This window comes from Pseudomonas brassicacearum (genome assembly GCF_918698105.1).
Taxonomy (GTDB): Bacteria; Pseudomonadota; Gammaproteobacteria; order Pseudomonadales; family Pseudomonadaceae; genus Aquipseudomonas; species Aquipseudomonas brassicacearum_F.
Genome location: NZ_CAKKMI010000020.1, coordinates 16,389 through 29,235 on the forward strand (window position 1 = coordinate 16,389; position 12,847 = coordinate 29,235).

At 63.4% G+C, this 12,847-nt stretch carries 10 protein-coding genes; 5 read left to right on the forward strand and 5 right to left on the reverse strand.

The features are described from left to right. Positions 1-29: 29 nt before the first annotated feature. The 3 genes from ngg to mnmC form a co-directional block, all read right to left on the reverse strand. Positions 30-1,775 (reverse strand): N-acetylglutaminylglutamine synthetase, encoded by a 1,746-nt coding sequence (ngg, locus tag LQ215_RS10370; protein WP_230149462.1) that lies wholly within the window; start codon positions 1,773-1,775, stop codon positions 30-32. Between the two features lie 3 nt (positions 1,776-1,778). Continuing rightward, positions 1,779-3,551: an N-acetylglutaminylglutamine amidotransferase gene (locus LQ215_RS10375; RefSeq protein WP_230149464.1), complete on the reverse strand. Its 1,773-nt coding sequence runs from the start codon at positions 3,549-3,551 to the stop codon at positions 1,779-1,781. A gap of 278 nt (positions 3,552-3,829) precedes the next feature. After that, positions 3,830-5,812 carry a bifunctional tRNA (5-methylaminomethyl-2-thiouridine)(34)-methyltransferase MnmD/FAD-dependent 5-carboxymethylaminomethyl-2-thiouridine(34) oxidoreductase MnmC gene (gene mnmC / locus LQ215_RS10380; RefSeq protein ID WP_230149466.1) on the reverse strand — a complete coding sequence of 661 codons (1,983 nt, stop codon included), beginning with the start codon at positions 5,810-5,812 and terminating at the stop codon, positions 3,830-3,832. 151 nt (positions 5,813-5,963) lie between these two features. Here mnmC and pap point away from each other — a divergent pair, with 151 nt between their 5' ends. Further along, positions 5,964-7,481: a polyphosphate:AMP phosphotransferase gene (gene pap / locus LQ215_RS10385; protein ID WP_230149468.1), complete on the forward strand. Its 1,518-nt coding sequence runs from the start codon at positions 5,964-5,966 to the stop codon at positions 7,479-7,481. 103 nt (positions 7,482-7,584) lie between these two features. Beyond that, positions 7,585-8,769 carry a thiolase family protein gene (locus LQ215_RS10390; protein ID WP_230149470.1) on the forward strand — a complete coding sequence of 395 codons (1,185 nt, stop codon included), beginning with the start codon at positions 7,585-7,587 and terminating at the stop codon, positions 8,767-8,769. Positions 8,770-8,957: 188 nt separating this feature from the next. On the opposite strand, the gene LQ215_RS10395 is transcribed toward LQ215_RS10390, so the two are convergent. After that, positions 8,958-9,155, reverse strand: a complete 198-nt coding sequence (locus LQ215_RS10395; protein ID WP_230149472.1) for a DUF6316 family protein — start codon at positions 9,153-9,155, stop codon at positions 8,958-8,960. A 189-nt stretch (positions 9,156-9,344) separates the two neighbouring features. Between LQ215_RS10395 and LQ215_RS10400 the strand changes: the two genes are divergently transcribed. Next, the gene (locus LQ215_RS10400; protein WP_230149474.1) at positions 9,345-10,295 is read left to right on the forward strand and encodes a DMT family transporter; all 951 of its coding nucleotides are present in this window, start codon (positions 9,345-9,347) and stop codon (positions 10,293-10,295) included. Between the two features lie 54 nt (positions 10,296-10,349). Here the strand turns inward: LQ215_RS10400 and LQ215_RS10405 are convergent, their stop codons facing one another. Beyond that, positions 10,350-11,744 (reverse strand): class II fumarate hydratase, encoded by a 1,395-nt coding sequence (locus LQ215_RS10405; RefSeq protein ID WP_230149476.1) that lies wholly within the window; start codon positions 11,742-11,744, stop codon positions 10,350-10,352. A 202-nt stretch (positions 11,745-11,946) separates the two neighbouring features. On the opposite strand from LQ215_RS10405, the gene LQ215_RS10410 reads away from it, so the two are divergent. Both LQ215_RS10410 and LQ215_RS10415 read left to right on the forward strand, forming a co-directional pair. Then, on the forward strand, positions 11,947-12,468 hold the full coding sequence (locus LQ215_RS10410) for a DUF2059 domain-containing protein (protein WP_042732949.1): 522 nt from the start codon (positions 11,947-11,949) through the stop codon (positions 12,466-12,468). A 12-nt stretch (positions 12,469-12,480) separates the two neighbouring features. Continuing rightward, positions 12,481-12,780 carry a BolA family protein gene (locus LQ215_RS10415; RefSeq protein WP_014337210.1) on the forward strand — a complete coding sequence of 100 codons (300 nt, stop codon included), beginning with the start codon at positions 12,481-12,483 and terminating at the stop codon, positions 12,778-12,780. Positions 12,781-12,847: the final 67 nt, after the last annotated feature.

Consider the following 12,847-nt stretch of genomic DNA (forward strand, 5'->3'; position numbering starts at 1 on the left):
ATGGCGTCTGTTCAGGCACTACACCTCTGCTAGGCCACCGTCTGGCTATGGGGAAACAACAAGTCCACAAAGCGCTCGGCGGTGGGTTGTGGTTCGTGGTTGGCCAGGCCTGCGCGTTCGTTGGCTTCGATGAACACGTACTCGGGTTGATCGGCCGCCGGCACCAGGAGGTCGAGGCCGACCATGGGGATGTCCAGCGCCCGTGCGGCGCGCACCGCCGCATCGACAAGGGTCGGATGCAGGATGGCGGTGACATCCTCCAGCACGCCGCCGGTATGAAGGTTCGCCGTACGCCGTACGAACAGATGCTCCCCGGCGGGCAGCACGCTGTCGTAGTCGAACCCCGCCGCGCTGAGCGTGCGCAAGGTCTCGGCATCCATCGGGATTTTGCTTTCGCCGCCCGTGGCGGCTTGGCGTCGACGGCTCTGGGCTTCGATCAACGCACCGATGGTGTGCCGGCCATCGCCGATCACCTCCGCCGGGCGCCGGATCGCCGCCGCCACCACTTCAAAGCCGATCACCAGGATGCGCAGGTCCAACCCTTCGTGGAAACTTTCCAGCAAGACTCGGCTGTCGAACTGCCGGGCCGCTTCGATGGCACCCTGCACCTCCTCGATGGTGCGCAGGTCCACCGCCACGCCTTGGCCCTGTTCGCCGTCCAGCGGCTTGACCACCACCCGTTCGTGCTCGTCGAGGAACGCCAGGTTGTCATCGGCATTGCCTGCCAACTGTTGGGCCGGCAGGTTCAGGCCGGCGTTCTTCAGCACTTTGTGGGTCAGGCTTTTGTTCTGGCATAAGGTCATGCTGATGGCGCTGGTCAGGTCGCTCAGGGATTCGCGGCATCGCACCCGGCGGCTGCCGTGGACCAGGGTGAACAAGCCGGCCTCGGCATCGTCCACCTGCACGTCAATGCCTCGACGGTGAGCCTCTTCGACAATGATCCGCGCATAAGGATTGAACTGCGCTTCGGGGCCTGGCCCCAGGAACAACGGCTGGTTGATGCCGTTCTTGCGTTTGATGGCGAAGGTCGAGAGATTGCGAAAGCCGAGTTTGGCGTAGAGGTTTTTCGCCAGGCGATTGTCATGCAGCACCGACAGGTCGAGGTAACTCAAGCCACGGCTCATGAAATGCTCGATGAGGTGACGCACCAGCACTTCGCCAACACCGGGCCGCGGACATTGCGGGTCCACGGCCAGGCACCAGAGGCTGCTGCCGTTTTCCGGGTCGTTGAAGGCCTTCTGGTGATTCAGGCCCATGACGCTGCCGATCACCGCACCGGTGTCGTCATCTTCGGCCAGCCAGTAGACCGGGCCACCCTCATGGCGCGGGGTCAGGCGCAACGGGTCGATGGGCAACATGCCCCGGGCCTGGTAGAGCTGGTTGATGGCCTGCCAGTCGGTCTCGCCTTGGGCCCGGCGAATCCGAAAGCCGCGAAATACCCGCGTGGCCTGGCGATAGTCGCTGAACCACAGGCGCAAGGTGTCGGACGGGTCGAGGAACAGTTGTGCCGGTTCCAGCCCCAGCACTTGCTGGGGCGCGGCCACGTACAGGGCAATGTCGCGTTCGCCGGGTTGTTCGTTGAGCAGTTCCTGGGCCAGGCTTGCCGGGTCCGGGAAGGTATGGCCGATCAACAGTCGGCCCCAGCCGCAATGCACAGCGATCGGGTCGGCGCCCAATTCGCTGCCATCTTCGGCCAGGCGTGCCTGCAGGCGTTCGTAGGAGGGCGCCTGGCCGCGTAAGAGGCGTTGGTTGTGAACGGTTGCGTGAGGTTTCATCGATCAGATTCCTTGCTCGCTGAGCCACAGGTTCAGCGCCGCCAGTTGCCACAGCCGCGAGCCGCGCAACGGCGTGAGTTGGCCGTTGGGGTCGGTCAGCAGGCGGTCGAGCATGGCCGGGTTGAACAGGCCGCGATCCTGGCTCGGATCCAGCAGCAGCTCGCGGACCCAGGCCAGGGTATTGCCTTCCAGATGCTTGAGGCCTGGCACCGGGAAGTAGCCTTTCTTGCGGTCGATCACCTCGCTGGGGATCACCCGTCGGGCGGCTTCCTTGAGCACCTGCTTGCCGCCATCGGGCAGCTTGAACTTCGCTGGGACCCGGGCCGAGAGTTCCACCAGGCGGTAGTCCAGGAAGGGCGTGCGCGCTTCCAGGCCCCAGGCCATGGTCATGTTGTCGACACGCTTGACCGGGTCGTCCACCAACATCACGGTGCTGTCCAGGCGCAGGGCCTTGTCCACCGCCGCATCGGCCCCGGGCTGGGCGAAATGTTCTTTGACGAAGTCACCGGCCGCGTCATTGGCCGTCAACCATTTGGGCTGCACGGTGGCGGCATATTCTTCGTAGCTGCGGTCGAAGAACGCGGCGCGATAGGCCGCGTACGGATCGCTGGCGCCATCGACCTGCGGGTACCAGTGGTAACCGGCGAACAGCTCGTCGGCGCCCTGGCCGCTTTGCACCACTTTGCAGTGCTTGGCCACTTCCCGCGACAGCAAGTAGAAGGCGATGCAGTCGTGGCTGACCATCGGTTCGCTCATGGCACGGAACGCTGCCGGCAGTTGCTCGATGATCTCTTTTTCGTCGATGCGCAGTTGGTGGTGGCGGGTGCCGTAGTGCTTGGCGATCAGGTCCGAATACTGGAATTCGTCACCGCGCTCGCCGCCGGCATCCTGGAAACCGATAGAGAAGGTCGACAGGTCTTCCACGCCGACTTCCCGCAGCAGGCCCACGAGCATGCTCGAATCCACGCCACCGGAAAGCAGCACGCCGACATCCACGGCGGCGCGCTGGCGAATGGCGACCGCTTCACGGGTGCTGTCGAGCACGCGGTCGATCCAGTCTTCCAGGTTCAGGTGCTGTTCATCGGCCCGCGGGCCGTAGGGCAGGGTCCACCAGGTTTTCTGCTCGGTGCTGCCGTCGGCTTCGATGCGCATCCAGGTGGCGGGCGGCAGTTTTTCCACACCCGCCAGCAAGGTGCGGGGCGCCGGGACCACCGCGTGGAAATTCAGGTAATGGTTGAGGGCCACCGGGTCGAGCATCGGGTTGATATCGCCGCCCTTGAGCAGTGCCGGCAATGCCGAAGCGAAACGTAGCCGTTGGCCGGTGCGCGACAGGTACAGCGGCTTGACGCCGAGGCGGTCACGGGCGATAAACAGCCGTTTGGCATCGCGTTCCCAGATGGCGAAGGCGAACATGCCGTTGAGCTTGGGCAGCAGCGCTTCGCCCCAGGCGTGATAGCCCTTGAGCAGCACTTCGGTGTCGCCGCCGGAATAGAAGGTGTAGCCCAGGCCTTCGAGTTCGCTGCGCAGTTCCGGGTAGTTGTAGATCGCGCCGTTGAAGGCCAGGGACAGGCCCAACTGATTGTCGATCATCGGCTGGGCCGAGCCGTCCGACAGGTCCATGATTTTCAGGCGCCGATGGCCCAGGGCAATTGGCCCTTGGCTATGAAAGCCCCAGGCGTCGGGGCCGCGAGGGGCCAGGTGATGGGTGATTCGCTCTACGGCCGCAAGGTCCGCAGGTTGTTGATCGAAACGTAACTCTCCAGCTAATCCGCACATAAGTCCTTACCGGTTTTTCCGTTGGGGAGGGGTCAAGCCGCACCCGCCAAAAGGGCGGGTACCCTGAAACTGACCGGAGGGATTGCTGTGAGTTTTAGATCGATGCGTTATAAGCCGGCGGGTAGGGGGTTGCCCCATGCCTCACGGGATAAGACGAACCTGTGGGAGCGAGCTTGCTCGCGATAGCAGTGGGTCAGTCAACTCAGATGCCAACTGATCCACCGCTATCGCGAGCAAGCTCAGCTCCCACAGGATTTGTGGTGAGCCATCCATCTGTGTCAGGCCTTGCCCCGAATCAAGGCCCGCAACGCGAACCGGTTCGGGTGGCCGGCCTCGGCCACGCTGCGGGGCAGTGGCAGGGGTTCGTTGTCCAGCCAGGCGGCGATCAGTTCGCCCGACAGGGGCGCGGTGATCAAGCCTCGGGAACCGTGGCCACTGTTGATGTACAGGCCATCGAGCCACGGGCAGGGGGCGTCCGGCACTTGGCGGGCGTCCTTGCCCAGGGCCGCATAGGCTTCGGTAAAGGCCTGGCGGTCCGCTAATGGGCCGACAATCGGCAGGTAATCCGGGCTGGTGCAACGGAACGCCGCGCGGCCTTCTAGGCGTTCCGGGTCCAGGCTGCCAGCGTTCAGACGGTCCACGAGGTCCAGGGAGATTTCTTCGAGCATCTGCAGGTTGCCGGCGTGCTCGGCGGCGGTGGGCGTCAGGTCGTCGCTGTTGAAGTCGAAACTGGCGCCCAGGGTGTGCTCGCCCAGCCGCGGCGGGGCCACATAACCTTCGGCGCAAACCACGGTCGCCAGGCTCTGGCTGCGGGCGGTTTGCGGCAACCGGGTGATTTGCCCGCGAATGCGCTTGAGCGGCAAGTCGGCGGCCGGTTCGAAACGTTTGATTTCGGCAGCGCTGGCCAGGATCGCTACCGGCGCACTGGCCACGCAGCGTTCGCCGTCCCACGCCTGCCACTGACCGTCCACGCGGCGCAGGTGCAGCACGTCATGATGGGGCTGGACGTCAATCGCCGGCCCCGAGGCTTGCCAGCGACACAACGCCGGCGGATGCACCCAGCCGCCCTCGGGATAAAACAGACCACCACAGGCCAGGCCGATGCCGGAGCGGGCCTGGGCCTCGGACTGATCGAGGGGGTGCAGCAAATCCCTTGGGAACGCCTCGGCCAGTTGCGCCTGACGCTCGGCTTCCTTGCTGGTGAAGGCCAGTTGCAAGACGCCGCAGGCGTCCCAGTCAACGCCGCGTTGCAACTGCTCCAGCACGCGGCGGGTGTAGCCGAAGCCGCTGAGGATCATCTGCGACAACGCCGTGCCATGGGCCGACAGCTTGAGGTACAGCACGCCCTGGGGGTTGCCGGAAGCTTCCTCGGCCAACCCGGCATGACGCTCCAGCAGCGTCACCTGCCAGCCACGCGCGGCGAGGCTGGCGGCGCTGGCACAGCCGGCCAGGCCGCCGCCGATCACCAGTGCCCGGCGTTCGCCGGTGTGCGGCATGGGGCGGGCGTACCAGGGTTTTGCCGGAGACGGCATGGGTGTCTGCTCCGGCCAGCCGAGAAACACACCGCGCAGGATTTCCCACTTATGGCCGATGCCCGGCGTGCGCTTCATCTTGAAGCCCGCCGCGTTCAGCAATCGCCGGACCCAACCGGTGCTGGTGAAGGTGCTGAGGGTGGCGCCGGGTGCAGCCAGCCGGGCCAGTTCGGCGAACAGCTCGGCGGTCCACATCTCGGGGTTTCGGGCCGGCGCGAAACCGTCGAGGAACCAGGCGTCGATCTGCCCGTCCAGCTGCGGCAATTGCTCCAGGGCATCGCCGATCAACAGGGTCAGCGTCACCCGTCCGTTCGCCAAGACCAGGCGTTGGAAACCCTGGTGGATCGCCACGTACTGCTCAAGCAATTGCGCCGCCTGAAGGCTCAGTTGCGGCCACAGGGCCAGGGCCCGGCGCAGGTCCTCGGGGCTCAAGGGGTACTTCTCGACACTGACGAAATGCAGCCGGGCGCCTGCCGGTGCGCACTGCTCGAACAGTTGCCAGGCGCAGAGGAAATTCAGGCCGGTGCCAAATCCGGTTTCGCCGATCACCAGCCGCCCGTCATCGGCCAGGGCCGCGAAACGCTCGGCCAGGTTGTTCTGCTCAAGGAACACATAACGGGTTTCTTCCAGCCCCGACTGGTCGGAAAAATACACATCGTCGAACACCCGCGAACGCGGGCGACCCTGATCATCCCAGTCGAGTTGGGCGTGTTGCTGGATGGGCGTCATGGCTGGCTCGGTCAAAACTGAGCGGCCATTCTAGCCGATCGGTATCGGCATGCTTGACCCATCGCAACAGAGCGCGCATCTGGATGGAATCTGCTGCACAGCGCCGCATCCAATCCGCTAGTCTTGCCCCAATCCCTGGAAGGAGCTGCCCATGTTCGAATCCGCTGAAATCGGTCACGTCATCGATAAAGACACCTTTGAGGCCGAGGTGCCGGCCCTGCGTGAAGCACTGCTGGAAGCGCAGTTCGAGTTGCAGCAGCAGGGCCGGTTTCCGGTCATCGTGTTGATCAACGGCATCGAAGGTGCGGGCAAGGGCGAGACGGTGAAGTTGCTCAACGAGTGGATGGACCCACGGCTGATCGAAGTGCGTACCTTCGACCAGCAGACCGACGAGGAACTGGCGCGACCTCCGGCGTGGCGCTATTGGCGGATGCTGCCGGCCAAGGGGCGCATGGGGATTTTCTTCGGCAATTGGTACAGCCAGATGCTGCAAGGCCGGGTCCATGGCGAGTTCAAGGACCCGCGGCTCGACCAGGCGATTGCCGGTGCCGAGCGCCTGGAAAAAATGCTCTGTGACGAAGGTGCGCTGATCTTCAAGTTCTGGTTCCACCTGTCCAAGAAACAGATGAAGGCCCGGCTCAAGGGGCTCAAGGATGACCCGCTGCACAGCTGGCGCATCAGCCCGCTGGACTGGCAGCAATCCCAGACCTACGACAAATTCGTCAAATACGGCGAGCGCGTGTTGCGCCGCACCAGCCGCGATTACGCGCCGTGGCATGTGATCGAAGGCATGGACAGCTGTTATCGCAGCCTCACTGTCGGACGGATTTTGCTCGACGGCTTGCGCCAGGCCCTGGACCGGCCGAAGGTCAGGCCGCAAAAGGTCAGCGTGGCGCCGCTGCCCGCGCTGGACGGACAGGTCACGCTGCTCGACAGCCTGAACATGACCCTGCGCCTGGACAAGGCCGATTACGAAGAACAACTGATCACCGAGCAGGCGCGGTTCTCCGGTCTGCTGCGGGACAAACGCATGCGCCGGCATGCCTTGGTGGCGGTGTTCGAAGGCAATGACGCGGCGGGCAAGGGCGGGGCGATCCGGCGGGTCACGGCGGCCCTGGACCCGCGCCAATACAGCATCGTGCCGATTGCCGCGCCCACTGAAGAAGAGCGCGCCCACCCCTACATGTGGCGGTTCTGGCGGCATATTCCCGCCCGCGGCAAGTTCACCATGTTCGACCGCTCCTGGTACGGCCGGGTGCTGGTGGAGCGGGTCGAAGGGTTTTGCAGCCAGGCCGACTGGCTGCGGGCCTACGGAGAAATCAACGATTTCGAAGAGCAGATTGCCGATGCCGGCGTGGTGGTGGTCAAGTTCTGGCTGGCCATCGACAAGCAAACCCAGCTGGAGCGTTTCCAGGAGCGCGAAGACATTCCGTTCAAGCGCTTCAAGATCACCGAGGACGACTGGCGCAACCGCGACAAGTGGGACGCTTACCGGGCCGCGGTGTGTGACATGGTCGACCGCACCAGCACCGAGATTTCCCCTTGGACGTTGGTGGAAGCCAATGACAAGCGCTGGGCGCGGGTCAAGGTGTTGCGCACCCTCAACCAGGCGCTGGAGGCGGCTTTCGAGCGGAGCGCCAGGCAAGCTCGCAAGGAAAAGAAGGGCTAGGGCGATGGGTGCGCATACGCGGGGTGAATGATTGTCGCGGTCGGTTATGCAGTGGATTTATGCTCGATTCACTCTCAACCGACTACAACAATGAGGTACAGCCATGCGTGAAGTGGTGATCGTCGACAGCGTACGGACCGGCCTGGCCAAGTCTTTTCGCGGCAAGTTCAACATGACCCGTCCAGACGACATGGCGGCCCATTGTGTCGATGCCTTGCTGGCGCGCAACGACATCGACCCGGCCAGTGTCGAGGACTGCATCGTCGGGGCCGGGTCCAATGAAGGCGCCCAGGGCTACAACATCGGGCGCAACGTGGCGGTGCTCTCGCGATTGGGCACCGGCACCGCCGGCATGACCCTCAACCGCTTCTGTTCCTCGGGCCTGCAAGCCATTGCCATCGCCGCCAACCAGATCGCTTCCGGTTGCAGCGACATCATCGTGGCGGGCGGCGTGGAATCCATCAGCCTGACGATGAAAAGCGTCAATACCGACAACCTGATCAACCCGCTGCTCAAGGAGCAGGTGCCCGGGATCTATTTCCCCATGGGCCAGACGGCCGAGATCGTCGCCCGCCGTTACCAGGTCAGCCGCGAGGAGCAGGACCGCTACGCCTTGCAGAGCCAGCAGCGCACCGCCGAGGCCCAGGCGGCCGGGTTGTTCGATGACGAAATCATCCCGATGGCGGTCAAGTACCGGGTCGAGGACAAGAATACTGGCGCTGTGCAGGTGCTCGACGGTGTGGTCGATCGCGACGATTGCAATCGCCCGGACACCACCTATGAAAGCCTGGCCGGGCTGAAACCGGTGTTTGCCGAAGACGGTTCGGTGACGGCGGGCAACTCGTCGCAGTTGTCCGACGGGGCCTCGATGACCTTGGTGATGAGCCTGGAAAAAGCGCTGGCGCTGGGGCTCAAGCCCAAGGCGTTTTTCCGCGGCTTCACCGTGGCCGGTTGCGAGCCGGACGAGATGGGCATCGGCCCGGTGTTTTCGGTGCCCAAGCTGCTCAAGGCCAAGGGCTTGCAGATCGCCGATATCGACCTGTGGGAACTCAACGAGGCGTTTGCTTCCCAGTGCCTGTACAGCCGCATCCGGCTGGAAATCGATCCCGAGAAATACAACGTCAACGGCGGCTCGATCTCCATCGGCCACCCGTTCGGCATGACCGGCTCGCGGCAAGTGGGGCACCTGGTGCGCGAGCTGCAACGACGCAACCTGCGCTACGGCATCGTGACCATGTGCGTGGGCGGCGGGATGGGGGCTACGGGGGTGTTTGAGGCGGTGAGATAACCACGAGCTTCAGGAACTAGCGGCTTTTGTGACCATGGAGCTTTTGTGGCGAGGGAGCTTGCTCCCGCTCGGCTGCGCAGCAGGCGCCTACCGGTTGATGTGTTTGTTGATGGGCAGGGGGGCCGCTTCGCGACCCAGCGGGAGCAAGCTCCCTCGCCACAGGAGCGCGGCGCCGCCATGGGTTTGACTTAGCTGGCAACCTGAGTCAGCCGCTGCATCCGCTGGATATATGCTGCTATCTCAGCTTCTGCCGCTTCGCGGGTGGCGAATGGACCCTCCTGGGTGCCCTCGCGTGTATTGAAATAAAACTCGCCGTTAACCCGGCAGATCCGGTCACTGCGAAAAATAGTCGTAGGGGCAGGATCCAAGGCGCGTTTTCCAAGCATGTCGGGTCTCCAGAGTGCAGCGAGGTCTGTTTCAAATGAGCATATGTGTTGTCCCTGATTCCCGCCTGTCCAGCCGATCGACGGCTACGACCCATACAATCCCATGGGCGGCCTCTGCCCAACTGTCCCTGTGTCGTGGCGCCATAGACGCCTAGAATGGCTGTTCATGTCTGGAGCTTCGAGGGTTGCATGCACATATCGTCCGGTCGCTGGGTCTACGGCCTGTTCCTTGCCCTGTTGACTGCCCTGCTCTGGGGAATCCTGCCGATCAAGCTCAAGCAAGTGCTGCAAGTGATGGACCCGGTCACCGTGACCTGGTTTCGCTTGCTGGTGTCCGGCGGGTTGCTGTTCATCTATTTGGCCAGCACCCGGCGCCTGCCGAGTCACAAGGTCCTGGGCCCACGCGGCGGCTGGCTGGTGGCGATGGCGGTGCTCGGGTTGGTGGGCAACTATGTGCTGTACCTGATGGGCCTGAACCGCTTGAGCCCCGGCACCGCGCAACTGGTGGTGCAGATGGGGCCGATCATGTTGCTGGTCGCCAGCCTGTTCGTGTTCAAGGAGCACTTCAGCGTGGGGCAGGGCATCGGCCTGCTGGTGCTGCTTATCGGTTTTACGCTGTTTTTCAACCAGCGCCTGGGCGAGTTGCTGACGTCCCTGAGTGACTACACCGCCGGGGTGCTGATGGTGTTGCTGGCGTCGACGGTCTGGACATTTTATGCCCTGGGCCAGAAGCAATTGTTGACGGTGTGGAATTCGTTGCAGGTGATGATGGTGATCTACCTGTTCTGCGCGTTGCTGCTCACGCCTTGGGTGCATCCGTTGGAGGCACTGCAGTTGAGCCCGTTGCAAGGCTGGCTGTTGCTTGCATGTTGCCTCAACACGCTGATTGCCTATGGTGCGTTTGCCGAGGCCTTGGCCCATTGGGAGGCGTCGCGGGTCAGCGCGACCCTGGCGATCACGCCGCTGGTGACGTTCGCCGCAGTGGCGATGGCAGCCTGGTGGTGGCCTGATTATGTCCATGCCGAGCAGATCAATCTGCTGGGGTATGGCGGGGCGGTGCTGGTGGTGCTGGGCTCGGCGCTGGTTGCCCTGGGCCCGTCGCTGATCGCCGGGCTCAGGGCCCGACGCGTGGGGCGTTAGCCCCTTGTGGGAGCGAGCCTGCTCGCGATGGCGGCCTATCGATCAACGCAAGACTCAGCCCTGGCTACCGGCCTCCAGCATATTTTCCGGCCGCACCCAGGCATCGAACTCTTCATCGGTCAGGTACCCCAGCTGCAACGCCGCCTCACGCAGGGTCAGCCCTTCGCCGTAGGCTTTCTTGGCGATTTCTGCAGACTTGTCGTAGCCGATGTGCGGGTTCAGCGCCGTCACCAGCATCAACCCACGCTCCAGGTGCGCGGCCATTTGCACGGCATCCGGTTCGAGCCCGGCGATGCAGTGCTGCTGGAAGTTGCTGCAGCCATCGGCCAGCAGGCGAATCGATTGCAGCAGGTTGTGGATGATCACCGGTTTGAACACGTTCAACTGCAAATGGCCCTGGCTGGCGGCAAAACCGATGGTCACGTCGTTGCCCATGACCTGGCAGGCCAGCATGGACAAGGCTTCGCACTGGGTCGGGTTGACCTTGCCGGGCATGATGGAACTGCCCGGTTCGTTGGCCGGCAGCTTCACCTCGGCAAACCCCGCCCGTGGTCCGGAGCCCAGCAGGCGCAGGTCGTTGGCAATTTTCATCAAGGTCACGGCAAGGGTTTTCAGTGCGCCGGACAAGGACGTCAGGGGTTCATGGCCGGCCAGCGCGGCGAACTTGTTCGGCGCGGTGACGAACGGCAGGCCCGACAGCGCCGCGAGTTCAGCGGCAATCGCTTCGCCGAAACCATGGGGGGAATTGAGCCCGGTGCCGACCGCCGTGCCGCCCTGGGCCAGTTCGCAGACCGCCGGTAGCGCGGCACGGATCGCCCGTTCGGCGTAATCGAGTTGGGCAATGAATGCCGACAGTTCCTGGCCAAAGGTGATTGGCGTGGCATCCATCATGTGGGTACGGCCGGTCTTGACCAGTTTCATGTGGCGCGCCGCCAGTTCCGCCAGGCCGCCGGACAGTTCGTTGATGGCCGGGAGCAATTGCTGGTGGACGGCCTGGGCGGCGGCAATGTGCATCGCGGTGGGGAAGCAGTCGTTGGAACTCTGCGAGCGGTTGACGTGGTCATTGGGGTGCACCGGGCTCTTGCCGCCGCGGGGGTTGCCGGCCAGTTCGTTGGCGCGCCCGGCGATCACCTCGTTGACGTTCATGTTGCTCTGGGTGCCGCTGCCGGTCTGCCAGACCACCAGTGGAAACTGGTCGTCATGCTGGCCGGCCAGCACTTCGTCGGCGGCCTGTTCGATCAGGCGAGCGATGTCGGCGGGGAGGTCGCCATTGCGATCATTGACCCGCGCGGCGGCTTTCTTGATCAGTGCCAAGGCGTGCAACACCGACAGCGGCATGCGTTCATTGCCAATGGCAAAGTTGATCATGGAACGCTGCGTCTGAGCGCCCCAGTAGGCGTCGTCCGGGACTTCAACCTGGCCAAGGCTGTCGGTTTCGATACGGCTCATCGGGTCAAACTCCTTAAGGGCTGAATGCGCAGTTTAGGCCCAGATGGGCGCCACCGGTTCCCTCAATCATCCCTCAATCCAGGAACGGTGGGTTCGACCCGTCAATCGGACCTGGCAAGCATCGGGGTTGAGGCCCGGCGTTTTTTAGGCGCAGAATGGTCGCCCTTGGGGTTTTACCTCGCCTGTAATGAAAGGAAACTCGATGACCCGTCTTCGTGCCATCTGTACCGCAGTTGCTCTGGTGTGTGCCAGCGGCCCTGTTTTCGCCGATACCGCCAGCCACAACGCCAGCGCCGAAGCGTTCCTGACCCTGGCGCACGCTGACAAACTGGGCACTCCGGTATACATGCAAGTGCAGCAGATGTTTGCCCAGCGCTTTGAACAGACCAAGGCCCCTGAGTCGAAAAAAGCCACCCTGGAAACCTACCAGGCCAAGGCCAATGCCGCGCTGGACCAAGCCATCGGCTGGAACAAGCTCAAGCCGGACATGGTCAAGCTCTACACCAGCAACTTCAGCGAGTCGGAGCTCAAGGACCTGGTCGCTTTCTATCAATCGCCACTGGGCAAGAAAGTCCTCGAGAAAATGCCGCAGTTGACCCAGCAATCGGCCCAGCTGACCCAGGCCAAGCTTGAAAGCGCGGTCCCGGTGGTCAACAAACTGCTGGCGGACATGACGGCCGAGCTCGAGCCAAAAGCTGCCGCCCCTGCCAAGAAAAAGCCGTAAGCGGAGCCTGGTATGAGCATGCAACAACGCATCGAATCGACACTCGGGCTCTTGCAGCCCGAGCATTTGCAAGTGCTGGATGAAAGCCACATGCACAGCCGTGGCCTGCAGACCCACTTCAAGGCCGTGGTGGTCAGCCAGCAGTTCGAAGGGCTCAATCGCGTCAAGCGTCACCAGAAGGTCTACGGCACGCTGGGCGAACTGATGGGTGAGTTCCATGCGTTGGCGCTGCACACCTACACCCCCGAAGAATGGGCGCAGATCGACGCGGCCCCGGCTTCGCCGACCTGTGCTGGTGGCAGCAAGCACTAAGTGGGCAACCTGTTTTTGGGTGAAGAAGTTTTTGTGGCGAGGGAGCTTGCTCCCGCTGGGCTGCGAA

Bases quoted from the DNA above. Each gene is read 5' to 3' on its own strand.
- LQ215_RS10415 (WP_014337210.1), top strand. From the start codon at position 12,481: ATGAGCATGCAACAACGCATCGAATCGACACTCGGGCTCTTGCAGCCC.
- mnmC (WP_230149466.1), bottom strand. From the start codon at position 5,812: ATGACGCCCATCCAGCAACACGCCCAACTCGACTGGGATGATCAGGGT.
- LQ215_RS10395 (WP_230149472.1), bottom strand. From the start codon at position 9,155: ATGCTTGGAAAACGCGCCTTGGATCCTGCCCCTACGACTATTTTTCGC.
- pap (WP_230149468.1), top strand. From the start codon at position 5,964: ATGTTCGAATCCGCTGAAATCGGTCACGTCATCGATAAAGACACCTTT.
- LQ215_RS10400 (WP_230149474.1), top strand. From the start codon at position 9,345: ATGCACATATCGTCCGGTCGCTGGGTCTACGGCCTGTTCCTTGCCCTG.
- LQ215_RS10375 (WP_230149464.1), bottom strand. From the start codon at position 3,551: ATGTGCGGATTAGCTGGAGAGTTACGTTTCGATCAACAACCTGCGGAC.
- LQ215_RS10410 (WP_042732949.1), top strand. From the start codon at position 11,947: ATGACCCGTCTTCGTGCCATCTGTACCGCAGTTGCTCTGGTGTGTGCC.
- LQ215_RS10390 (WP_230149470.1), top strand. From the start codon at position 7,585: ATGCGTGAAGTGGTGATCGTCGACAGCGTACGGACCGGCCTGGCCAAG.
- ngg (WP_230149462.1), bottom strand. From the start codon at position 1,775: ATGAAACCTCACGCAACCGTTCACAACCAACGCCTCTTACGCGGCCAG.
- LQ215_RS10405 (WP_230149476.1), bottom strand. From the start codon at position 11,744: ATGAGCCGTATCGAAACCGACAGCCTTGGCCAGGTTGAAGTCCCGGAC.